Below are 21,353 nucleotides of genomic sequence, written 5' to 3' on the forward strand. Positions count from 1 at the left end.
CCTCACCCCACCGGCACACTGCTGCTCCACCCACCTGCGAAGCGCGAGTGGATCGAGCAGCAGCTCGCTGAGATCGGGTGGGCCGGCAGCCGGATTGGCGCCGGCGAGGCGTACAGCGGTGAACAGACGGGCGAGGGGCTCAGGGGGATGCTCCACGGCGATGCCTTCCGGACGGACGGTGCTCCACCGCCGTACGGATGGCCCCGGATTGGACCGGCTTCGGCGGTGTGCGTGTAGCATCTGTCACTGTCCGCGACATCGCACAGGATGGTCATTCCCTGGAACGCGAACAAATAGTTCCCCACCACACGGGGCCGCTACCTGCACAGATAGGGCCTAGCACCTCCAGAACTTCGGCCACAGCGTCGACTTCACGTAGAACCCGGCCGGACGTTCTTGATCGTCGTCGCGAACACGTGGGCAGCCGACGAAGCAGGCTGGCGCCCGGTTCAACAGATCCGCCTGTCGCCTAGCCATGTACGAGGTGTCCACGCCGTGCGACATGGCTTGCTAGGCGTCGGCAGGTGTCCATCCCGAGACGGCGAAGTTCTGCCGCTTCCGGTACAGCTCGACACCTATCCGTGTGTAGGGGTAGGTGTTGTCGGGCAGGGCGTCGAGCGGGAACCAGCCGAGGCGGGCGCATTTGTGCGGCTCGGCGTTGATCGGCTTGCCCTCCCACGACTGCGCGTGGAAGAACAGTCCGAGCCGACCCTCGCCGTGCTCGTTGCGGAAGTGCACGGTCGAGGCGAGCGACAGCGTCTGACGGTCCAGGCGAAAGCCGATCTCCTCGCGAGCCTCGCGGCAGATCGCGGCGGCGACGTCCTCACCGTCCTCCAGCTTGCCTGAGGGCAGGTTGAACCAGCCGTCAGCGAAGCCGGTACCGGATCGCTCAGCGAGCAGAACCGCGCCGTCTCGGATGAGCAGAAGCATGACGTCGATGACACTGGTGTACGCCATGGAGGGCAGTCTCCCAGGGACGTGGGTCAGCGGTTTGTCGGGTCGAGGCCGAGGGTGGTGAGTTGCTCGGCGATCCAGCCGACCCGTGCGCTGGTGGGCATGTTCGGTGGGATGTCGTAGATCCGCTGTCCGACGGTGGCGCAGATGCTGCGCACGACCCGGTCGGCCGCAGGCTGGATGTCGAGGACGCGCGACCGGTAGGGGTCGCCGAGCTGCTGCTGGTCGAACTTGTCGGTGCAGTAGAACACCGCGTCGTAGAACGGCGCCCAGGCCCGGCAGAACGCTTCCATCGCGCGTAGGACAGGCGCGTGGGGTCCTTCGGGGCCGCCGGGTAGGACGAGCCAGGCGTAGGCGAGGACGTTCGCGATTGTCTTGTCCGCGATGACCATGGTGTGTTGGCGTGCGGTGCGCAGGAGGCTGGTCAGCTGGGCGGCGAAGAGGTCGACCTCGGTCTCCAGGTCGAACTCGCCGCGGCCGTGGACGACGATCTCCTCGATGAACGGGCTGTTGCGCGCGGGCTCGGGGACGCAGGCGACGTGCACGCCGCGTTCCCGGTAGTAGGCGGCGAGGGCGTGGGTGAGGGTGGTCTTGCCCGAGGCGTGGGTGCCCTCGACGGCGACGACCAGGCAGTTGCGCAGCATCAGCGAGCTCCTTCCGCGGCGGACATCTGGTCGCTGCGGCCGGCCGGTGCGGCGTGGCGAGACGAGGGCCGTGCCGATGGGTTCCTCACGTGGCCGCTGCCGTCTGGTCCCAGGCGGCGGCCTCGATGACAGTGTCGAGATCGAGCCGGTCCCATTGGTAGTGGCCGGCGCTGCGCGCCGCGAGGAGCGCGATCCCCAGTGCTCGGAGAATGACCTGCCGAAGGGTCTGCGGCGCGGTGGCGGAGGTCATGGGTGCCGCCAAGGCAGGGCCGGCGGCTGGGTCTGAGTCGGTGGGCAGGCCGTGGAGGTGGGCGGCGGCGCACACGTCGTGCAGCGCGGGCGGTGTGGGGCCGTGTGCCGTGTCGCAGAGGCGGGCGATACCGGGCTGCGTGGTCTGACCCGGCCAGGTGGCGGCGAGGGCGGTGATTCCCCGTGTGGGTGTGTCGGCGGTGGCGAGCCTTGCCAGAGTGTCGGCGAGCTGGTAGCCGGTGAGGATCGCCGCCTGGCGTCGCGCCTGTACCAGCAGGGCGTCGAGCATGGCAGCAATGGTGGGGGTCTCAGCCGGTTGCTCGGCCGCGAGGGCGTGGAAGCCGAACCGCAGCGTCGTGTCGGTCACCGTCAGGGTGCGTCCCCGCGGCAGCCGCAGGTAGACCGCTGCGAGGGCGGCCGGCGCCGCGGCGCGGGTCGAGACGGTGAACGCGGCCAGCAGCGGGGTGCGTTCGGCGAACGGCCGCCGTGCGGCGCCGAACGGTGTGTCGGTCCAGCCCAGGTTCGTCGCGTCACGCATGGCTGATACGCAGCGACGGAGGTTCGGCCGGCGGTTGCTCGGCGCGGGTGAGGGTGCGGATCGAGCGCCCCAGGTACTTGGCGTAGTGATTGCGTCGGAAGCGGTACCGCTTCCAGATCGCGGTGATCGGCTCGTCGAGCAGGTTGCCCAGCGGTTCGAGCAGGTCGGGGGCGTCGTAGACCGGCCAGGCACTTGCCAGCCCACGCGGGCTGACCACGATCATGTGGCCTTCGGTGTCCGGGGTCCAGGATGTCAGCCGCAGTGCCGGCCGCCAGTCGTGCGCTGTGCGGAGTTCGGCGAGCCGGTCGAACGTCGCCGTGGCTTCCTCCACGGAGATGAACTCGTTGTCGGCGAGGTCGAGCGCGTTACCCTTTTTCAACGGCATGATCAGCTTGAGTTTCCCGGCATTGAGCAGATCGGCGATCTGGTAGGTGTATGGCAGCGCGGCCACCGTCGAGCGGTAGACCACCGCCGACAGCGACAGCGGCAGACCGACGTCCTGGAACGCCCGTATCCCGGCCATCACCGCGTCGTAGTCTCCCCGGACACGGTTGGTCGTGGCCCGTGGGCCTTCGAGCCCGACGTTGACGAACGCGATCTTGCCGGACAGGCGTGCCGCGTGTTGAAGGCCGCGGGTCGCGTTGGTCGGCACGCCGATCACCGTCCCGGCGAACATGTCGACGATGTCGACGAAGTCCCGGCGCAGCAGCGGCTCGCCGCCGCTGAGGAAAACTCGGGGCACCCCGGCCAAATTGTCCCGCATCCGCTCCAAGGCGGCCAGCGTCGGGTCGGGCTCCTGCAACGTCTCGGAGCAGAACGAGCAGTCGAAATTGCACCGCTTCGTGACCTGAAGGATTACTGACAGTGGCCCAGCCGCCCCGGCTGCGACCGCCTCCAGATCCAGCGGAGCCCTCAGCCTGAAATGGTGCCCGTTGGTGAAGACGACAGGCTCGGCGGTAGACGCGCAGATCTCACCGAGGCCCGGCCGTACCCCAGTATCAACGGTTGGAAGAGGCGGAGAGGAGGTGATCATCAGATCCTTCTCGTCGTAGGCGCCTCGACGACCGGGTCAGCTGGCCGCGGCTATCGTGACGGCGAGCTGACCGCGTCGACGCTGAACGCCCTCAGCTTCCCAAGCGGCGGCACGCCAGTCATTCCCCGCAATGCGAACATCCGCTTCGGGTCTGCGTGGGCCCACTGACCTGCGACAACAGTGTCGACGAGTGCGCTTTGTTCGGCTTGAACCCCCTGATCTGTTCGGCGGATTCCGTCGAAACCAGACAGTGATCGTTTGTGGCGTACCCGGGAGCCAGGGCGGCGCCTTCCGTGATCATGTCGGTGTCCACGTGGAGCTGTGGCGGGCGGCCATCTGCCATCCTGGCCGGAGCGCCGATCGTGGAGGAACCCGCCCTATCCGGGCATGCTCGACGTCTATGCGCTCGTGCCATCTTTGAGGACTCCCCGTCGCCGCGGGCTCGACACGGTCGAGGGTGCGAAGCCCTGCTCGTCCAGCAGCAGCACCCACGCCGGCCGGCACGAGACGTTGTCGCGAGCCTCCTACCGTCCGCCGGAATCGTTGAATGCCACGCTTCATTCAAGAAGTGTGGCAGCATTATCCTTCTAACAATTCTTCGGCGAGCCATGCCGGAAGGAAGGCGCGCTGCCCGATTCACCCTGGCTCGGGTGCGGCAGCTACGGTAGGCCGGCACGACGGCCGATGCTGATGGCCGAACTGCCCTTCAATAGTCGCCACCGTGATCGGAGGTGTCGGGATGCTCGTCAGCCTGGAAGGTCTTCCCGGGTCGGGGAAGTCGACGCAGGGCCGTCTGCTGGAGGAGCGGCTTCGCGGTGAAGGACTCCTGGTCGCCTTACTCCCGGATCTCGCCACCCTCGACACCGGGGATGTCGGGACGACCCTGGTGGAGATCTTCTCGTCGTCGGATGATCCGTTCCTGCGTCACGGGGACGTGGTGACCGAGTGCCTGTTGGCAGCGGCGGTGCGCGCGGACATCGTGGCGACGCGGATCGAGCCGGCGCTCGATCACCACGATGTGGTGATCGAGGACCGTGGTGTGCACACCATGTTCTCGTACGGGCTTGCATCCCTGATCCGACAGCATGCGGTGGAAGTGGACGAGGCTGTGTCCTGGCTCGACGGGTTGGGACGCCTTGCCGGGCGACGGGCGGACGTCGTGCTGTGGCTGTCGGCGCCTGTTGGGGAGACGATCGCGCGGGCGGAGGCCCGTGACGGGAGACGGTGGACAGGTGAGCAGCGCGCGTACCTGACGTTCGTGGATCCTGCCTATCAGGAGCTGGCCGCACGCGACGCCGGCATGACCAGGGTGTCGACGGCCGGGCAGGCGCCGGAGACCGTGCACACGGCCGTCTGGGAGACGGTCGCCGCACGGCTGAAGCGGTCGGCGAAGGGAACTTCCACGCGGGCGTGAGCCCGTCCGCGCGGCGGGCGGCCTTCGCCCGTAGGCTTCGTGTGCTGTGAAGCCGTCACTGTCTGAAGCGCCGACGATGGCACCCTCCCTAACGTCTACGCGGCTGGCGGACGACCTGCGCAGACGTCTCGCGGTCGACGGCCCGGAACGCGACGAGGCCCTGCACCGCCTCGGTGTTCGTCCGTTGAGGGGCGGCCGGAACAACCACGTCTTCGCCTGGCGGGACCCGCAGGGCGGCGAGGTGTGCGTGAAGGCGTACCGGGTCGATGACCGGCAGCGAGCGGAGCGGGAATGGAGGGCGCTCTCCCTGCTCGATGAGCATGCTGTGCCGAACGTGCCGCGGCCGTTGTGGCGGGATCAGCATGAGGCCCAGCCCGTCGTCGCGATGACCATGTTGCCAGGTACGTGCATCCCTGACCTGGCTGAGCCGGCGGCGCGGGAGGCGGCCCTGACGGGGCTGGCCGCGACGCTGCGACCGATCCACGACCTCCCGTGGGAGACCGGCTTCGCGAAGCTGCCCCGCGTCGACTCCGCGGTGCACTTCATGGCGAGGCTGACCGACGTATGGCCCGGCCAGCTCGACACGCGGCCGGACGACCCGCTGACGCGGGACCTGCGACAGCTGCTGGGGATGTGGCGGGACAGCGGAGACGCGGAGACACTCGCCCGTCCCGCGGCGCGGATCTTCTCGCGGGGTGACGGGAACCTGGTGAACTGGCTGTGGGATGGGGCGGTCGCGCGCTGCGTCGACTTCGAGTTCTGCGGGTGGAGCGATCTGGCGTTCGACGCCGCCGATCTCGTCGAGCACATCAGCGCACGTGAGGTCGACGACCGGGTCTGGTTGGACGTGGTCACGGCGCTCGGGATCGAGGGCGAGCTGATGCCGAGGTTCCGCGCGGCGCAGCGGACGTGCGCGTTGCGGTGGCTGGCGGTGCTGTGGAAGCAGCGGGAACGGCGGGCCGGGGAGTTCTCCGCGCAGCTGGACCGTGTTCGGGCTCTGTTTCGCGACCAGTGAGGTGGTGGCGCGCTCAGCCGGGCGCGGTGCGGGAGGTGACGCCGAGTCGGTCGAGGCAGCGCGCGACGACGGCCGCCAGCTCGGTGTCCGTGGCCAGGACGATTTTCGGTTCCGGGATGGGGACCGCGTTCGCGCGAATCCGCTGGTAGAGGGCGACGGTGCGGTCGGCTGCTGGATGCGTGCCCTCGGCCTGATCCCGGGTGAGACGTGCGTGCGCGACGGCCGGCGGGCAGACGCACTCGATGACGTGCAGGGGGCGTCCGAGGCGGTCGGCGAGGTGGGCGACCCGGCTGATCTGGCCGGCGCGGTGGCAGGTCGGGCCGTCGAGTACGACGGCGGGGGCGATTCCCTCGTCGATCAGGTGGGCAGCGGCCTGGTGGGCGACGTCGATGCACAGGTCGTCCTGGGCAGGGCTGTAGGTGAGATAGGGGTTGGTGAACAGGGCGTGGCGGATGTGGTCCTTGCTGAGGACGGCGGCGGGCAGGTGCCTGCCGAGTTCGGCGGCGAGGGTGCTCTTCCCGGTGCCGGGGAGACCAGCCAGTTGCACGATCATCAAGATCCTTCCCTGTTGGTGCGGCCTCAGTCGTCCGCTGTGGGTGCCGACCGGCCGGCGGCGCGGCAGGGGTCCCACAGGTCGTCGAGGCCGCGGACATCTCCGCCGGCAAGCAGCCGGGTCGCGCGCGTGATCTGCGTGTTCGCTGGGGTGAGGCGCAGCGCGTCGGCACGCATGCGCAGGGACACGGCTCTGCCCGCGTGGGTCTTGCGTCGCGCCGTGAGGAGGACGACGGCGAGGTGATTGAGGGGGTCGAGGACGGGCAGGTCGACCTGCGGGTGGCCGGGAAGAGGCTGGGATCGGCGGCGGTCGAGCATGTTCGGCACCAGGTCCGGGGGAACGCCCGCGGGCTGGGGCAGGTCGGTGATGATGTCGACGGCCGTGCAGGGGGTGACAAGGTCGTCGTGCAGGCGGGCATAAGTCGCTGACGCCGGGTCGTCAAGGACGACGTGGTGGGTGGCCGGGTCGTAGTGTCCGGGCTGGTAGCCGAGCAGGCGCAGGGCGCGGCGGAAGGCGTCGGCGTGATCCGGAGCGACGAGGACGTCGAGGTCGCTGAACTCGCGGGCGCCACGTCCTCCATACAGCTGGGACTCCAGGGCGATGCCTTTGACGGCTGCGAAGGCGATGCGCTGGCGGGCCGCGGCGTCGGTGAGGGCAGCGGCCTGCGCGCGGTGGACGGCGGTCTTGTGCCGGCTGGCGCGCAGGACGGAGGCCAGGAAGCGGCGGAACGCCTGTGGGATCTCGTCGGCGAGGCCGGTGGTGGTGAGGGTGTCGGCGAGCAGGCACAGCACCTTGTGCTCGATGGCGGTGGCGAGCAGCGTGCCCCAGTGCAGTGTCGGCTCGGTGAGCAGCGGTCGGATCGTGGCGTGGTGCTGCTCGACGGGTGCGGGCAGGCAGGCCGCTTCCAGGAGGAGGTGTTCCACCTGTGGCGTCGCCGGTGGAGATGCGGGGACAGGCGGGGTCGCTGGTCTCATCGGGTGGCTGCGCCGGCGTCGTGGAGGATCGCGGTGACCGCGTCGGCAATCACGATGGGGTCAGGGCGGGCTACCAGTGCGTAGCAGGGCACGGTCCGGGCGAGGACGGCGACGACGGCACGCCTGTTGCTCTCCGTCGTGTGGGCCGGGGGCGTCGGGGCGAGCCAGTGGTTGATGTGGGAGCTGGCGCCCGAGGTGGGGCGGTGCATGAACAGCTGGTTGCTTGTCAGGGTGGCGTGGACGGTCTCCGCAGGGATGCGCTCGTGACGGGCGTTCCCTGCGGACGGTGACAACTGCGGCCAGATCATCACGTGGGGGCGGCAGGAGGCGGTGAGCGTGCCCGCGTGCACCAGGCGTGGGATGTCGGGGGGTTCGATGCTGAGCTTCGTGTGCCGGTGGGCCGGGTCCCCGTGTAGGCCAGTGGGGACGAGGCCGGTGAGGTCGGGGTAGGCGAGCAGGGTGCCGATGCCGACGCGGAGGTGGGCGGGCCAGGCGTAGCCGAGCAGCCCGTCGTTTCTGTCTGGGGTGAGCAGGAGCCGGTCGCTGGTCACGAACTCTCCGCCAAGCCGGCGCAGGACGGCGACGAGGGTGGTGGTCTTTCCGGCCCCGGGATGGCCGGCGATCAGGATGCCGTGGTCGCGGTGGACGAGTGCGGCGGTATGGGTGTAAACCGCGCTTGCGGCGAGGAGCTGGGCGGTGATGAGTTGGCGGACGAGGCGGACGGCGTAGTAGGTCGCCGCGTCGTCGGTGGCGCAGTGGACGGTAATCGCACGCCGGGCGGGGTCGTGCACGACGAGGGTGCGGTGCCGGTCGATCCAGAACACCTCGCGTCCGCCCTCGGTGAGGTGACGGGCGGTGAGCTCGCTGGGGCCGATCTCGCGGAGGTCGCCGGCGTCGGGCGGGGCGTCGAGGAGGCTGTGGCGGGGGTCGGTGATGGTGATGTCGATGTGCCACGCGGCGTGCGTGTCGGCGGTGGTCCGGTAGGCGTAGAGAGTGTCCTCGGCGGCGCGCGTCGCGGCGGTCACGGTCGTGGTGAGGGTGACCGAGGCGTCGGCGAGGCGGAAGCAGGTGACGTGGCGAGGACGCGGGCCGTCGGCGGCGGGATTGCGGGTCATGCTGGTCCTCGGAGGTTCTCCGTGGCGAGGGCGGTCCGTACCAGCGCGGCCAGGGAGGTCATCGGCGCGTCCTGGTGCAGGTTTGGGAGGCGGGTGGCCAGCGGCCAGGACGCCAGCCAGGCGGGAACGGGTAGCGCGGTCGGCGGGCCGTACTCACGCTGTGAGTCGGCGGTGACGATGAGGGGGTGTTCGGTGTCGCGGTCGCGTACAACGACGAGGCCGGGAGCAGTGGCCCGCTGGTACTTCGCGTCGTCCTGGCGGGGGTAGGCGTCGTCGGGGTCGAGGTGGATGTCGGTGTAGATGTTGAACACGGCTGCCGGGCCGTCGAGGACGTAGGTGAGGTGCCAGGCCCCGAACGGCACGATGGCGAGGTCTCCGGCCCGGGTTGTCGCCTGGTGGGCGTAGCGGGAGCCGTCGGGCCGGTGCCCGGCTACCAGCATCAGGGTGGTGCCGCTCAGGGTCTGGAAGATCTCCAGCTGGGTGGGCGGGTTCCAGTGGCCGATGGACCGGTGGGGCTGCCCGTCGGGCAGTGTGCCGGGCTGGTAGACGACGAGGTCGGCCCGCCAGCCGTGCCGGGTGGGTGCGACGTCCCGGTACGCCTCGTACAGCAGCGGATTGTCGCCGGCCTTCAGCGCCGTCTCGATCTGACGGCGGTCGGCGAAGGCGGTGTGGGGGCGGCTGGCATCGGCGTCGCCGTACAGGAGATGGGACAGGAATCGGCGGCTGGGCGGGCCGGGGGCGGCGCCGAGGAGAGACGCGATACCGGCGGGGAGATCGTCCTCGGTCGTGGTGGCGGTGGTTACGGGGCATGGTGCGGCAGGGGAGTCCATGTGTCTCCTGTCCGAACGTCGGTCAGGGCCGGTTGGCGGCTCGCCGGCCGGCGTCGGCGGCCGACGCCTCGGGTGCCGCGGTGGGCGTGGTCTGGTGGGCGAGTCGCTGGACCAGCGCGGGGATGTCGACGAGCAGTGCGGCGTCGGGCGCTTCGGGGCGCGACGGCTTGCGTCCGGGGTTGAACCAGACCGCGCGGCAGCCCGCGTCGAGGGCGCCGCGGACGTCGGTGCGCCAGTCGTTGCCGACGTGCACGACCTGGTCGACGGGGGCGCCGGTCTGCTCGGCGATGGAGTGGAACATCGCGGCCTGGGGTTTGGCCACGCCGAGTTCGCTGGAGAAGAACAGCCGGTCGAAGTGGTCGGTGAGCCGGTGGCGGTCGAGGATCTGCCGGGTGACGGCTCCTGGGGTCGCCAGGGTGTTGGAGGCGAGGACGAGGCGGTAGCCGGCGGCGGACAGCGCGGCGAGGCAGGCGTGCGCGCCGGGGATCAGCTGGGGGCAGGCCCGCAGCACGGCGTGGGTGTGCGCGACCGTGAGCACCTGGACGAGGGTGTCGTCGGCGTCGATTCCGAGCCGGCGGACGATCGTGCGGACCTGCTCGGGGACCGGGATCTGCCGACCGTGCTGTCGCTGCTCGTCGAGCAGCTCGGCGCGGACCGCTCGGACCGTGGTGTCCAGGTGCTCGGCGGGGAGGGCGTGGCCGAACGCAGTCAGGGCCAGGTGGAACTCGCGGACCCGCCAGGCGGCTTCGGCGTCCCGGTCGCCGTAGCTGATCAGCGTTCCCCACAGGTCCACGCTGACGACCGTGCCACTCACCGCGGGCGCTTGGCGGTGGCCCGCGGCGGGACGTGCTGGTGCAGCCACCGGGTCGTGGCGGTCAGGTCGTCGCTGCCGAACAGCAGAGAGCCGGCGACCACGCCGTCGGCACCGGCGTCGGCGAGCGGGCCGACAGTCGGCTCGCGGATGCCGCCGTCGGCGAGGATCTTCACGGCCTGGTCGCGGCCAGTCTCGTGCAGGAGACCGCGCAGGGTTCGGAGGCGGTCGAGCGCGGCCGGGGCGAGTCCGGTGCCTCGGGTGCCGATCGGGGTGCCGACGAGGACGACGACATCGACCGCGTCGAGGTAGGGGCGGACGGCCGTGACAGGGGTGTCGAGGGTGAGTGCCAGGCCGGCGGCTTTCCCGTGCTGGCGGATCGTGTCGAGGGCCGGGTGGACGTCGTCGCCGGTTTCGGCGTGGACGGTGATGAGGTCGGCGCCGGCCTGCGCGAACAGGGCGGCGAGCGGGGCGGGTCGGCGGACCATGAGGTGGGCGTGGAAGGGGACGGTTGTCAGCGGGCGCAGCGCGGCGAGCAGGTCCGGGAAGAACAGCAGGTCGGGCACGAACTGGCTGTCGCCGACGTCGAAGTGGAACAGGTCGGCCACGGGCGAGGCGCGCTCGATCTCGGCGCGCAGGCACGTCAGGTCCGCCGACCAGACGGAGACGTCGACCAGCAGCCGCCCGTCCGGCAGGCCGGCCAGCGGCTCACTCGACGAGGCGGCGCGGGTGGTGCTCATCGGGCGAGTTGTTCTTTGCAGTGGGCGACCGAGCTGGCGATCGTCCGGCGGACCTGGTCGTCGTCGTCCTCGAACCGCGGGTAGACCTCCAGCAGCACCGGCACGTCGTCGAGCCCGGCGTCCCGCAGCGCCGCGCCGACCTCGGCGACATCCACACGTCCCTGCGGGTGGGGCCAGCCCCAGTGCGGGTCGCCCAGGCCGTCGGTGTTGTCGAGGTGCACCAGCCGGATCGCCGGGCCCAGCGGGCTGATCCAGTCCGCTGGTGTGCTGTCCGGGCCGTACAGCGGCTGGTAGACGGTGTGACCGATGTCGAGGGTCAGACCGACCGGCACCTCGGTGCGTCCGGCGAGGTCGCGTATCAGCTGGTCGGCCTGGTCGACCGTGGCCGGGATCTCGCGGGCGATCGGCGTCGGTTCGACGAGGAACTCGGCGAGACCGACAGCCGCGGCGTGGTCGGCGACGAACACCATTGAGTCGAGTAGGTCGGCGTAGCGCCGGGCCCGGCTGTCGGGGTCGGCGGCGTCCTGAACACTCAAGGTGCCCAGCGGTCCCCCGACGGAACCGGCGCCGAGCAGCGCGGTCACGTCGCAGGCCCGCCGCCACCAGGTCAGCGCGACCGCCCGCGCCTGCGGGTCGGGATCGAGTAGCCCGGCGGGCAGGTAGTGTGCCAGGCCGACGTAGGCGCTGTGGATGGTGAGGTCCCACGCGGCGGCGGCGTCGGCGATGCGGCGGGCGACCTGGTCGCGTTCCCGTTCCGGCCACCACGGGTCGAGCAGGTCGAAGGTGACCTGCACCGTGTCCAGGCCGAGATCGGCGCGGACGAACTCGGCCCACCGCTGCGGTTCCAGCTGGCGTTTGACGGCGAAGCACAGGTTGATACCGAGGTTCATGCGGGCTGTCCTCCTGCGGTCGGTGTGCGGGGCTCGGAGTCCGTGGGTCCCGAGCCGTCCGCGGTGGTGTCCGTCCGCCGGTCACGCAGGTGCGCGGCCAGGGTGGCGGTGAGCTCGTCGAGGGAGTGGCTGATGCCACCACCCAACGCGTAGTCGATCATCAGGTTGTTCGAGTCGGTGCCGCCGAAGCGGCGGGAGTCGGTCTGCAATCCGAAGCAGGTCTTGCCGGCCGCGTACGCGAGGCCGAGCTCGAAGCAGGCCCCTTCGTCGGGCACCCGGCCGTCCAGGACGAGCAGGAACAGCTCACAGTCGCCGACGGCCGTGCAGTCGGCGGTGAACAGCCGAGCCCGGACGGTGTGTTCGTCGGCGCCGACGCGGATCAGCGGCGCGGCTTCGCCGGCGTCCCGCTGCGGCAGGTAGGTGTCAAGGCCGAGGTTCCGCAGCGCGCGGTCGACGGTCAGGTTGAACTCTTTCTCCGCCTGGCTGAACAGCGGCGCGGCGATGTAGACCCTCACCGGCGGCCGTCCTTCGGGACGGTGTGGCGGGCGGGAGGCGGTGGGACGAAGCCGACGGCGTCGAGGGCGGCGAAGAACTCCTCGGCCCGATGGTCCGGGTAGGTGCCGTCCCGCATCGCAGGGACGTAGTAGTCGGCGACCCGCGCCCAGGTCCACGGGTCGGTCTCGAACGGCGCGTCGACGCCGTTGTTGACCAGGGAGATCCAGCGGCGCAGGCAGCTGGAGCACTGCCCACAGTGCGCCATTTCAGTGTCGGTGCGGGAGCAGGAGAACGTCAGCAGCAGGTCGCCGGCCGGCAGGCCCTGGCCGAGGTACCAGGCGACGATCTCCGTCTTGGTCATCTGCCAGAACGGGCTGTCCAGCCAGACCGGCCGTCCCGACAGATCTGTGATCATCTGGCTGATCTGGCGGAACGCCTGGGGGCTCTTGTCCGCGGTCGTGTCGCCCTTGACCCCGACGCACCAGATCCGCTCGGCCCGGTTCGCGGCCAGCATCGCGAGGTAGACGTTGCGCAGCGGGATGATCGCGTCGTCGGCTTCCCACCGCGACAGGTCGAGTTCCCGGCTGACGCTCACCTCGATGCCGCACCGTTCGACCAGCGTCGTGATCGCGGCCCGTTCCTGGTCGCGGTAGCGGTGGCCGAGGTCGAAGTACAGCGCCGGGGGTTTGTCGAGGTAGTGCCAGGCCGGGAACGAGTCCAGCCCGGCGGAGAACAGCAGCACGTCAGACACCAAGATCTCCTCCCGCGGTGGGAACACCGAGCAAGGCCAGCAGGTCGTGTTCGATCTCGTCGGCGATGTCGTCGGCCTCACGCAGGTCGACGACGACGGGGACCACCACGTCGGGGAAGGCGGCGACCACGTGCCGGTAGGCGGCGTCGAACCGCGGTAGGAACAGCAGCCGCTCCACAGAGCCCGGCACTCCACCGCCGCGTCCGCGCAGGATCGCTCGTTCCCGTGCCAGGGGCCACGGGACGTCCAGGAAGTACGCCCGGTCCGGGACACAGAACCACGGGGCGACGCACCCCCGGAGCTGGTCGAGCAGCGCGCTGTCGGTGACATCAGGGCGCGTTTCGCTGAGGATCGTCAGGCAGTAGGCGATCTTGGAGTAGACGCCGTGGTCGACCACCACGACGTCGTGCGCCTCCAGCGCCGGCCGGTAGAAGTGGTTGTGGTGCCACGCCTCCCGGCACAGCCGCGCGAACACGTCGACCGTGGCGTGATGAGGGTGACGGAACCCGCCGGTCCCCGTCCTGGTCCGCAGCGGCTCGCGTTCCAGCCAGCGCGACAGCCGACCCACCACGCCTGGCAGCGGCCCGTAGTGCACCACCTCGACGTCGAACCCGTGCCCTGCCAGGCGGCGGCCGAGCTGCCCGGCCATGGTCGTCTTTCCCGCGCCCCACAGCCCCTCGACCGTGACGAGCACACCGCTACGCGGGCGCAGGCGCCCAGCCGTGGGACCGGCCGTGACGGGGGAACTGGGCTGGTCAGTGGCCACGGGCGTTCCCCCACAGCAGCACGTGCAGACGCGGCGAGAGGTTCCAGCCCCGTTCCAGGGCGATCTCGGCCAGGTGCCGCATACCGGCCAGCACGGTCGGCTCGTCGGTGCCTTCCGGCATCACCCACACCGGGGCCAGGCCGAAACGACCCTCCAGCTCCTCGATCTCGTCGATCTCCCCGACGGCGGAGACCACGAACTTGAACACGGCCTTGCCGCAGCCCGCGAACGCCATCAACGCCGCCGGAACGATCCGCCGGCCCGCGGCCACCCGCGAACCCGACAACTTCGGCGAGACGGTGAACCGCTCGACGACCTCGACCATCTCCGCCGTCGGCGCCACGGTGCCGTTCGTCTCGATCTCCACCTGCCGTCCCGCCTGCGCGAGCGCGGCGACCAGCGGAAACAGGGCGGCCTGTTGCAGCAGCGGCTTCCCGCTGGTCACGACCACACGGGTCACCGGCGAGTCCAGCGCCCAGCCGAGCAGCGTGCGCTGGCTCAGCCGCTCGCTGTGCGCGTCCACGTCGAACCGGTTCCTGTCCCACGTATGCGGCTCGTCGCACCACACGCACGACAGGTTGCAGGCCGACAACCGTAGGAACAGCGCCCGCTGGCCGGCCGTCGGCCCCTCACCCTGAAACGTCGGACCGAACCGCTCCACGACCACAAGCCCACGCGACGTCGCGGCACGCGGCGGCGCACCCGGGGAAGCCCGCATCACCGCGACTCCCCGATCAGGTACTCGGCCCAGCTGCTCGGGGTCTCCGACACCCGGACCGCCACGAGTCGGCCGTGCACCCCGGGCTCCACCTGGGTCAGAAACCACCGGGCCAGATGCTGCGCGAGCGCTTCGCTGGTCGGCTCGACGTCCAGCACCTCGTTCAGATCACGGTGATCGAATGCCTCGGCGAGATAACGACCGGCGACGGCGAGATCACCGAAATCGGTGACGAACCCCGGACCGGCCAGCTCCGAGGCTTCCAGCACGAACTCCACCGTGTACGTGTGGCCATGAACGCGGGAGCACTTGTGGTCGGTAGGCAGGCTCGGCAGGTGGTGCGCGGCATCGAAGGTGAACCGTTTCCCAATCCGAAAGGTCGCCGCACCGGATATCCGACTTTCGATCACTGTGCGCTCCATCCTCGCCCTCCAAGAATCCCGGCCGCGACACACGGCCATGTCGCGGGCCAGCACTATCCGAGTGGAGAACTGTCGCAGCATGCGTCAGCTGCTCCATCGCCGGAACCACAGGAAGACCAGCATGGCGATGCACGCCTGCCTCGGTCATTCCCTGGGTTACGAAGAAGTCGTTCCCCGCTCCGCGAGCGCCTGACCAGGCAGAATGGCAAGTCGGCGGTCGATGACTTCGTGGCAAGCGGTGACGATGCAGGCGTCGCTACCGCAGGGGCTGCGGCACAGCAGGTGCGACAACACGCGGCGCGGCTGCGTCTTCTGGGCCCGACGGATCGGAATCCTTGTTTCTGCTCCTGCTCGCCGGCGTCGATGCGGCAGCGGCAGGCATTGAAATGATGGCGTCCTGGAGAGCGACTGGAGATCGATGATCGAAATTGGTAAGATTTGCGCGCGCCTAGATCGAATGCTGCGTGAGACTAGTCGGATGACTCGACTGGCGACGGTTTACCTCGCGTAAGAGCGGGTCGATGGCCTGATTTTATCAGAAGAATTCAGGGGGCGCTCAATGAATACGAGAACCTCATTCTCGGCAATGCCGGTCACCAAGGCGCGATCCTGGCAGGTGTCAGGGCGGTTCCGTGCTGTGGGCTTTGGCGATGGCGTTGATGCGCCGCGCGAGATCGAAGTCGGCCGCAGTGAGCCGGAGCCCGGCGTCGTGGGTGGTGATCCCGAAGCGGATGCTGTCCCAGCGCAGGTCGATGTCCGCATGGTGGCCGATGAGCCGCTCGATGTCGGCGACGTGCACGATCAGGGCGACTCCGCCGTGGTAGCGGATGCGGAAGGACTTGGTGATCTCCTGGCCGACTCGGGCCCAGCCGGGTAGCTCGCGTAGCCGGGCCTCGATCTCGTCATCGGCCAGGGGCGCAGAAACATCCGGCACGTCGGGTCTCCTTCTCCAGCGCGAAGATCTCGTCGAGGTCGCGGCCGACGGTCGTGCCCTTCCAGTCGCATGCGGCTTCCCGCAGACTGATCATCACACGCCCAGCCCTGCGCGTCAGGCCAACAACTCCGCCCCGGCATGGCTTGTTCTCTACCCTGCTCCATGTACTGGCGCGATTTCCTGGATGCGCCTGGCGAGCTCGATGTCGTGCTCGGCGACGTAGCCGCCGATGTCGCTGGAGCTGATGGACAAGTGCACGGTCTTGTATCCGAGCGTCGCGTCAGAGTGGTGGCCGAACTCGTTCTGAATGGCGGCGATGTGCATGACAAACGCCGCGCCCTGGACGTGGGGTATCGAGTAGAGCCGTTCGATGCGTCGGCCGTCGGTCGTCCATCCGTCCAGGGTCTTGAGGTGTTCCTCGATCTGTTCGGGTGACAGCGCCTCAGCCATGATCCCTCTCTGGTTCGTCGATGGTGACGGGCGCGAGCGCGTCCGCCAGTTCCTGGCCGATGGAGTGAGCACGCCACGGGGCCATCGCCACGGCGACCGTATCCAGTTCCCGCCGGGCGCGTGCGGAGCCGGTCTCCACCGCGAGCGCGCTTGCCTGGCGTGTGAGTTCCACTGCCCGTTCCGGTTCTCCCTGCCGCGCGGCGGCGATCGCGTGGCGCGCTGACCACACCCCGACGTCGCGGCGGGCTGACGGGGGTGCGGCAGGGATGATCTGCTGCCAGAGCCGGTCGGCGTCGTCGGCGAGGCCGAGCCGTCCGTAGCAGGTGGCGCGTTGCACTTCGACGTAGCTGTCGGTGCGGCGGCAGGCCGTGCCCCACTCCTCGACGTCGACCTGGTCCATGAGCCGGCCAGCCTGATCGAGCAGGAAATCGACCTGGCGGCGGTCACCGCGCAGCGAGGCGCCGTGTGCCTGCTGCTGCAAGGCGAACACCCGAACCTCGGGCGCGAGGTGCCGGGCGTCGACCAGCGCGGCCTGGCACAGGTCGATCACAGCCGCTGTGTTGCCCAGGTCGGTGAAGGCCATCGCCCGGTCGACCAGCGCGCAGGCGACGGCGTCACGTTCTCCACAGCGGTGCGCCAGTTCCAGGGCGGCGTCGTGGCAGCGCATCGCAGCGCCCGGATCGCCGGCGTCCAGCCACAGCCAGGCGGCGAACGCGGCGAAGGACGAGCCGACCTTCGCCAGGCGCTGGCGGGTCGACCCGTCCGCCGTGTCCACGAGCTGTGTGATGACCTCGAACTGGGCGGCGACCGTGCCGATCAGCGCGCCAGAGCCGAGCAGCATGTCCGCGTGGTAGTGGCCTTTCAGCTGGCCATCGAAGTAGGAGACGAGCGCCGGGTCGACGTGGCGGGCACGGCCCGCACCGGCCAGACCCGTCACGACCGCTGATCCGGCGAGGCGGGTGAACTCGCGGCGGTTGAGTGCGTCCACTCCCTCGGTTTTCCCAGCAGCTGCATCGAGACGCAGCGTCCGGGGTGCGCCGCCGCTGTATCTCGACTCGAAGCCCGGACCGGCCTGTCTGGAGGACGAGCCTGCGGGCTGCGACATCGCCGCCCGCGATCCGGCCTGCGGCGTTGATCGAACATCTCGGCGCATGGTGTTGATGAGGAGCATGTCGGCGGGGGTGAGGTGTTCGCGGTCGTCGAGGTCGATCAGGTTGTGGATGTTGGTGTTGTAGACCTCGGCGAGCAGGGCGAGGAGCTGGGGGGTGGGCCGGCGACGGTTGTTCGGTAGCGGCCAGTTCTCCAGTTCCGACAGCTTCGGGCCGGTCATGGGCGCGGCGCCGTCCGGGTCGAGGCCGGCGCGGGCGGCGTGGGCATTGATGTGGTTCGCGGCCTGCGTCTGGGTCCAGCCGCGGGCATGGCGATGGGCGGCCCGGGGACGGTAGTGGTAACGGCGGGCGAACTCGACGGCGATCTCGTCGTGGGACATACCCACCGCGCGCATCCGCGCCCGCAACTCATCCTGCTCCACCCGCCGGCTGAGCTTGCTCATGAGGCCACCGCACATCCTCTCCGGACGTGAACGCTGATCGCTGCACCCTCTATCCGTAGCACGAATCCATGTCAGGGTAGCCAAACAGTTACGGATCGCGCGGCCCGGGTGCTCACCTCAGAGGCATGTGGGACATACCGGCGTGCCGTCCAGGGGTGCAGGAGGGCGGACCGGTGATGGCCCGAAGAGGGCTGTCGCGACGGAGGCGAAGGTGCTCCGCACCCGTCAGCGCTCGGCGTCCGCTGCTCGCGGCGTCGCGCCGACGGTGGCAGCGGGACCCAACGGGAGACGCCGAACAGATCTACATGATCGCGCCGAATAAGGGCACCCATGCGGCGGTGTTTTCGCAGGTCATCCCTCTTCTGGCAGGTGAACAAAATGTTCGTGGTGGAGGGAATGACTCGCCCCCCGGGCGTCGGTCATCGTGGTGATGCGCCACACACCTTCATGTAAACGATCTTGCTGATGGTGCTCGGATGAAGGGGGTTCATCCCGATTCACCTCATTTAGAAGACCTTGAACGTCAGGAGATTCTGCCCGAAATGCGCGGCAGACCGTAAGCGTCGGAAGGAACTGCTCGGTGTGGGTGTCGGCACCGAAGGCGGTGAGAGCCATTTTCGTGATCATGGGAATTAACTGTCGACGACGAGAAATTTTACTTTTTGTTTCCAACGAAGGTCGTCTGACGACTTTCTGAAGGAGGTGGCACATGGAATACCGGATCGGTAAGCGTTTCTCCTTCGACGCGGCCCACCACCTTGAGGGGCTCGCGTCAGGGCACAAGTGTGCCCGTGTACACGGGCACACCTACACCGTCGAGGTCGTGCTCACCGCAGACCGTCTCAGTGGGCCCGGATTCGTGACCGACTTCGGCGACCTGGTGCCGTTCAGCGACTTCCTGGACAAGCACTTCGACCACCGCGACCTGAACGAGGTGCTGGACGTCCCACCGACCAGCGAGCTGGTGGCAACCCACCTGGCTCACTGGTTCATCGACAACCTGGAGCCGCTGATCCCGGGCAGGCTCGTGTCGATGCGCGTCGCGGAGACGCCTGGGAGCTGGGCCGAATACACCCCTCCCGGGCGTGACTGATGATCCCGACGGTGCAATCCGCAGCGCCGCCTCGGGACATCCTGGTCAGCGAATGTTTCGGACCCACCTTCCAAGGTGAAGGCGCCTCCTCCGGCCGGCTGGCGCTGTTCCTCCGTCTCGCCACCTGCAACCTGTGCTGCGGCTGGTGTGACACGCCTTTCACCTGGGACTGGAGCCGCTTCGACCGCAGCGCCGAGACCAGACACGCCCGCGCGGCCGACCTCGTCAACTGGGCGACGAGCTCCGCGGCGACGCTCGTCGTAATCACCGGGGGAGAGCCGCTGCTTCAGCGGGACGGCCTGGCAGACCTGGTGGCCTCGTTGGCGGCTGCGGGTAAACGTGTGGAGATCGAGACGAACGGCACGCTCGTTCCCGGCCCCGCGTTGGCCGCGTCCACCGCCCAGTTCAACGTGGGGATCAAACTGGCGAACAGCGGGATTCAGGAGGGCCGACGGGTCCGACCGGACGTCATCCGAACGTTTGCCGAGACGGCGGCCTGCGTGTGGAAGTTCGTTGTCCGGGACCTCGCCGATCTGGATGAGATCTCCGCTCTGGAGGCCCGGTTCGGCCTTGCGCCGATCTGGGTGATGCCCGAGGGCACCGACACAGAGTCGACGCTCACCGTCATGAGATCGCTCGGCGACGAGGTGCTGGCACGCGGGTGGAACCTGACGCCTCGTCTGCACATCCTCCTGTGGGGAGATGCCCGTGGACGCTGACCTCCTCACCTGGCATGACATCGCCGGGATCACCGAGGCGCTGGCCGCCGCGGTGATCGCTGACGGGGTCCCGGATGTGGTCGTGGGCATCCTGCGAGGCGGGATGGTCCCGGCGGTGCTGCTCGCTCACCATCTCGGTGTCCGGGATGTACGCGCCCTGACGATCACTCACACTCAGTCGGACGGCGTGAACGCGCCGAAGGTCGAACGGCCCGTCCTCACGAACCCAGACTCCGTCGGCCGCCTCGACGATCGGGACGTTCTCCTCGTTGATGACGTGGTGGGCAGTGGTGGCACGCTCGATGCCGCCCGCAGCCACCTGGCCCACAACCACCCTGGCAGCGTGCGTACCGCCGTGTGCCTCCAGAACTTGGCGAACTGGCCGGCCACACGCGGTCCCACGAGCGGTAATTGGCGTATTGCGACCTACATCGGACGTGAGGTCCGGCGGTGGGTCGTCTTTCCGTGGGAGCGGCCATGACAGCGGTCGCGTTCTGCCTGCTGACCTACCGGCCCAATCATCCCTCCGGTATCGAGCGAAGCATCGCCGCGTTGACGGCCGGATTGCGAAGCCTCGGCCACAGCGTCGTGGTCATCGCTGGTGGCCCCGCGGAGCCGGGAGACGAGGCCGAGCCGGGGCTCGTCCGCTTGGAGTCGGTGCGGTTGCCGCGGCCGGCGCTCAACGCCGACGTGCTCGCCGCGCTCGCCGAGGCCGGACCCGTCGTGGCCGAGGTGTCGCGCGTGCTGCGCGAGCGGCGGATCGAGGTCGTGTGCTGGGGCGCGCCTGTCTGGGGGCTGGGTTACCTGAACCCAGCGCCGCGCGGGGTACGGACGGCGCTGATGATGCACAACAAGATCCGGCCCGGATCGGCGGAAACGTGGAGGACCGCGATGGCCGCCGCCGACGTGGTCCTGCCCGCGAGCCCCTATCTCGTGGACGCGGCGGCGCAGGATGACTGGGACACCAGCGCCTGGCGGGTGGTGCCCAACGGGGTTCTCACCCTTCCGCAGCCACCAGACCGCGAGCAGCGGGAGCGGCTGCGCCAGTCGGGCCCGCTGCGGGTCGTCTCCCGGGTCGCGCCCGTCAAGGGGCAGGCCCCGTTTTTGGCGGCCATGCCGCCGCAGTGGGATCGCCGAGTGGAGATCGTGCTCGCCGAGGCCGACTTCGAGTTCGAGGCCGGCGAGCAGGCCGCGGCGCTGGCCGCGTGCCGTGAGCAGGCGGCGCGACGTCCCGACGTTGTCCAGCTCCTGCCAGCGCTGGGGTGGTGGGAGGTGCCCTCGTTCTTCGCCGGCGCGGCGGCCACGGTCATCTCGTCCCTGGAACCGGAGACGTTCAGCCACACGGCTGCCGAGGCGCTGTCCGCCGGCACCCCGGTGATCACCTTTGGGCATGGCTATGTGCCCACGCTGATCGGCCCGGCAGGACGGGTGGTGTCGCTGAGGTCGGGCTTCCCCGCCGTCTGGGACGCGCTCGACGACCTGCTGGACAACGCCGAAGATTACCACGCCGCCAGCCGATCGGCACCCGAACGGCTCGCCGCCCACACACCCGAGAAGGCAGCCGAAGCGTTCCTCGCCGCAACGGCCGCCGCCCCCGCTTGACCTGACGACCCGGATCTTCCCGGGTCTGGAACTCCGCCGTACGGGTTGTCCGTACGGCCCCGTCGCACCCCTTCCACGGACAAGAGGAGGG

Annotated in this window: 26 protein-coding genes; 6 read left to right on the forward strand and 20 right to left on the reverse strand. The window is 69.5% G+C overall.

Translation table 11 applies throughout. The features are described from left to right. Positions 1–510: 510 nt before the first annotated feature. From AC08OO_RS09135 to AC08OO_RS09150, 4 genes are all read right to left on the reverse strand, one after another. Positions 511–957: an NUDIX hydrolase gene (locus AC08OO_RS09135; RefSeq protein WP_476609546.1), complete on the reverse strand. Its 447-nt coding sequence runs from the start codon at positions 955–957 to the stop codon at positions 511–513. 26 nt (positions 958–983) lie between these two features. Continuing rightward, a complete protein-coding gene (locus AC08OO_RS09140; RefSeq protein WP_476609547.1) occupies positions 984–1,598 on the reverse strand; it encodes an AAA family ATPase in 615 nt (204 codons plus the stop codon). A gap of 85 nt (positions 1,599–1,683) precedes the next feature. Further along, on the reverse strand, positions 1,684–2,385 hold the full coding sequence (locus tag AC08OO_RS09145) for a hypothetical protein (RefSeq protein WP_476609548.1): 702 nt from the start codon (positions 2,383–2,385) through the stop codon (positions 1,684–1,686). After that, complete coding sequence (locus AC08OO_RS09150) at positions 2,378–3,418, reverse strand: radical SAM protein (protein ID WP_476609549.1); 1,041 nt, start codon at positions 3,416–3,418, stop codon at positions 2,378–2,380. Before AC08OO_RS09150 ends, AC08OO_RS09145 begins: the two co-directional genes overlap by 8 nt. Positions 3,419–4,157: 739 nt before the next feature. On the opposite strand from AC08OO_RS09150, the gene AC08OO_RS09155 reads away from it, so the two are divergent. Together AC08OO_RS09155 and AC08OO_RS09160 are read left to right on the forward strand one after the other, a co-directional pair. Then, the gene (locus AC08OO_RS09155) at positions 4,158–4,832 is read left to right on the forward strand and encodes a dTMP kinase (RefSeq protein ID WP_476609550.1); all 675 of its coding nucleotides are present in this window, start codon (positions 4,158–4,160) and stop codon (positions 4,830–4,832) included. 76 nt (positions 4,833–4,908) lie between these two features. Continuing rightward, positions 4,909–5,847 (forward strand): phosphotransferase family protein, encoded by a 939-nt coding sequence (locus AC08OO_RS09160; RefSeq protein ID WP_476609551.1) that lies wholly within the window; start codon positions 4,909–4,911, stop codon positions 5,845–5,847. Between the two features lie 13 nt (positions 5,848–5,860). Here the strand turns inward: AC08OO_RS09160 and AC08OO_RS09165 are convergent, their stop codons facing one another. The 16 genes from AC08OO_RS09165 to AC08OO_RS09240 form a co-directional block, all read right to left on the reverse strand. Then, complete coding sequence (locus AC08OO_RS09165) at positions 5,861–6,400, reverse strand: P-loop nucleotide/nucleoside kinase family protein (protein ID WP_476609552.1); 540 nt, start codon at positions 6,398–6,400, stop codon at positions 5,861–5,863. Positions 6,401–6,426: 26 nt separating this feature from the next. Continuing rightward, entirely contained in the window at positions 6,427–7,323 is an 897-nt protein-coding gene (locus tag AC08OO_RS09170) for a nucleotidyltransferase family protein (protein WP_476609553.1), read from the reverse strand. A gap of 47 nt (positions 7,324–7,370) precedes the next feature. After that, positions 7,371–8,489 carry a hypothetical protein gene (locus tag AC08OO_RS09175; RefSeq protein WP_476609554.1) on the reverse strand — a complete coding sequence of 373 codons (1,119 nt, stop codon included), beginning with the start codon at positions 8,487–8,489 and terminating at the stop codon, positions 7,371–7,373. Then, on the reverse strand, positions 8,486–9,319 hold the full coding sequence (locus tag AC08OO_RS09180; protein WP_476618417.1) for a cupin domain-containing protein: 834 nt from the start codon (positions 9,317–9,319) through the stop codon (positions 8,486–8,488). Before AC08OO_RS09180 ends, AC08OO_RS09175 begins: the two co-directional genes overlap by 4 nt. 22 nt (positions 9,320–9,341) lie before the next feature. Continuing rightward, positions 9,342–10,133: an HAD family hydrolase gene (locus AC08OO_RS09185; protein ID WP_476609556.1), complete on the reverse strand. Its 792-nt coding sequence runs from the start codon at positions 10,131–10,133 to the stop codon at positions 9,342–9,344. Further along, complete coding sequence (locus AC08OO_RS09190) at positions 10,130–10,870, reverse strand: ribulose-phosphate 3-epimerase (RefSeq protein WP_134351637.1); 741 nt, start codon at positions 10,868–10,870, stop codon at positions 10,130–10,132. Before AC08OO_RS09190 ends, AC08OO_RS09185 begins: the two co-directional genes overlap by 4 nt. After that, complete coding sequence (locus tag AC08OO_RS09195; RefSeq protein WP_476609557.1) at positions 10,867–11,760, reverse strand: sugar phosphate isomerase/epimerase family protein; 894 nt, start codon at positions 11,758–11,760, stop codon at positions 10,867–10,869. The genes AC08OO_RS09190 and AC08OO_RS09195 overlap by 4 nt, the downstream gene beginning before the upstream one ends. After that, positions 11,757–12,275, reverse strand: a complete 519-nt coding sequence (locus AC08OO_RS09200) for a nucleoside 2-deoxyribosyltransferase (RefSeq protein ID WP_476609558.1) — start codon at positions 12,273–12,275, stop codon at positions 11,757–11,759. The genes AC08OO_RS09195 and AC08OO_RS09200 overlap by 4 nt, the downstream gene beginning before the upstream one ends. Beyond that, the gene (locus tag AC08OO_RS09205; RefSeq protein ID WP_476609559.1) at positions 12,272–13,006 is read right to left on the reverse strand and encodes a 7-cyano-7-deazaguanine synthase; all 735 of its coding nucleotides are present in this window, start codon (positions 13,004–13,006) and stop codon (positions 12,272–12,274) included. Before AC08OO_RS09205 ends, AC08OO_RS09200 begins: the two co-directional genes overlap by 4 nt. Next, positions 12,999–13,772 (reverse strand): nucleoside/nucleotide kinase family protein, encoded by a 774-nt coding sequence (locus AC08OO_RS09210; RefSeq protein WP_476609560.1) that lies wholly within the window; start codon positions 13,770–13,772, stop codon positions 12,999–13,001. Before AC08OO_RS09210 ends, AC08OO_RS09205 begins: the two co-directional genes overlap by 8 nt. Further along, on the reverse strand, positions 13,762–14,490 hold the full coding sequence (locus AC08OO_RS09215; protein WP_476609561.1) for a 7-carboxy-7-deazaguanine synthase QueE: 729 nt from the start codon (positions 14,488–14,490) through the stop codon (positions 13,762–13,764). Before AC08OO_RS09215 ends, AC08OO_RS09210 begins: the two co-directional genes overlap by 11 nt. Then, positions 14,490–14,912 carry a 6-pyruvoyl trahydropterin synthase family protein gene (locus AC08OO_RS09220; protein ID WP_476609562.1) on the reverse strand — a complete coding sequence of 141 codons (423 nt, stop codon included), beginning with the start codon at positions 14,910–14,912 and terminating at the stop codon, positions 14,490–14,492. Before AC08OO_RS09220 ends, AC08OO_RS09215 begins: the two co-directional genes overlap by 1 nt. Before the next feature lie 619 nt (positions 14,913–15,531). Further along, entirely contained in the window at positions 15,532–15,846 is a 315-nt protein-coding gene (locus AC08OO_RS09225) for a 4a-hydroxytetrahydrobiopterin dehydratase (RefSeq protein ID WP_476609563.1), read from the reverse strand. Between the two features lie 150 nt (positions 15,847–15,996). After that, positions 15,997–16,296, reverse strand: coding sequence for a 4a-hydroxytetrahydrobiopterin dehydratase (locus AC08OO_RS09230; RefSeq protein WP_476609564.1), 300 nt, complete (start codon positions 16,294–16,296; stop codon positions 15,997–15,999). After that, entirely contained in the window at positions 16,289–17,848 is a 1,560-nt protein-coding gene (locus AC08OO_RS09235) for a hypothetical protein (protein ID WP_476609565.1), read from the reverse strand. The genes AC08OO_RS09230 and AC08OO_RS09235 overlap by 8 nt, the downstream gene beginning before the upstream one ends. Before the next feature lie 351 nt (positions 17,849–18,199). Then, a complete protein-coding gene (locus AC08OO_RS09240; protein WP_476618418.1) occupies positions 18,200–18,463 on the reverse strand; it encodes a hypothetical protein in 264 nt (87 codons plus the stop codon). A gap of 94 nt (positions 18,464–18,557) precedes the next feature. On the opposite strand from AC08OO_RS09240, the gene AC08OO_RS09245 reads away from it, so the two are divergent. Genes AC08OO_RS09245 through AC08OO_RS09260 form a run of 4 tightly spaced genes read left to right on the forward strand, consistent with a single transcriptional unit; the run spans position 18,558 to position 21,262 of the window. After that, positions 18,558–18,941 carry a 6-pyruvoyl trahydropterin synthase family protein gene (locus AC08OO_RS09245; RefSeq protein WP_054569588.1) on the forward strand — a complete coding sequence of 128 codons (384 nt, stop codon included), beginning with the start codon at positions 18,558–18,560 and terminating at the stop codon, positions 18,939–18,941. An 11-nt stretch (positions 18,942–18,952) separates the two neighbouring features. Next, complete coding sequence (locus AC08OO_RS09250) at positions 18,953–19,660, forward strand: 7-carboxy-7-deazaguanine synthase QueE (RefSeq protein ID WP_476609567.1); 708 nt, start codon at positions 18,953–18,955, stop codon at positions 19,658–19,660. Beyond that, on the forward strand, positions 19,650–20,141 hold the full coding sequence (locus tag AC08OO_RS09255) for a phosphoribosyltransferase (RefSeq protein WP_200923092.1): 492 nt from the start codon (positions 19,650–19,652) through the stop codon (positions 20,139–20,141). The genes AC08OO_RS09250 and AC08OO_RS09255 overlap by 11 nt, the downstream gene beginning before the upstream one ends. Beyond that, entirely contained in the window at positions 20,138–21,262 is a 1,125-nt protein-coding gene (locus AC08OO_RS09260; RefSeq protein ID WP_476609568.1) for a glycosyltransferase family 4 protein, read from the forward strand. The genes AC08OO_RS09255 and AC08OO_RS09260 overlap by 4 nt, the downstream gene beginning before the upstream one ends. Positions 21,263–21,353: the final 91 nt, after the last annotated feature.

This window comes from Frankia sp. CeCAU1 (genome assembly GCF_977971845.1).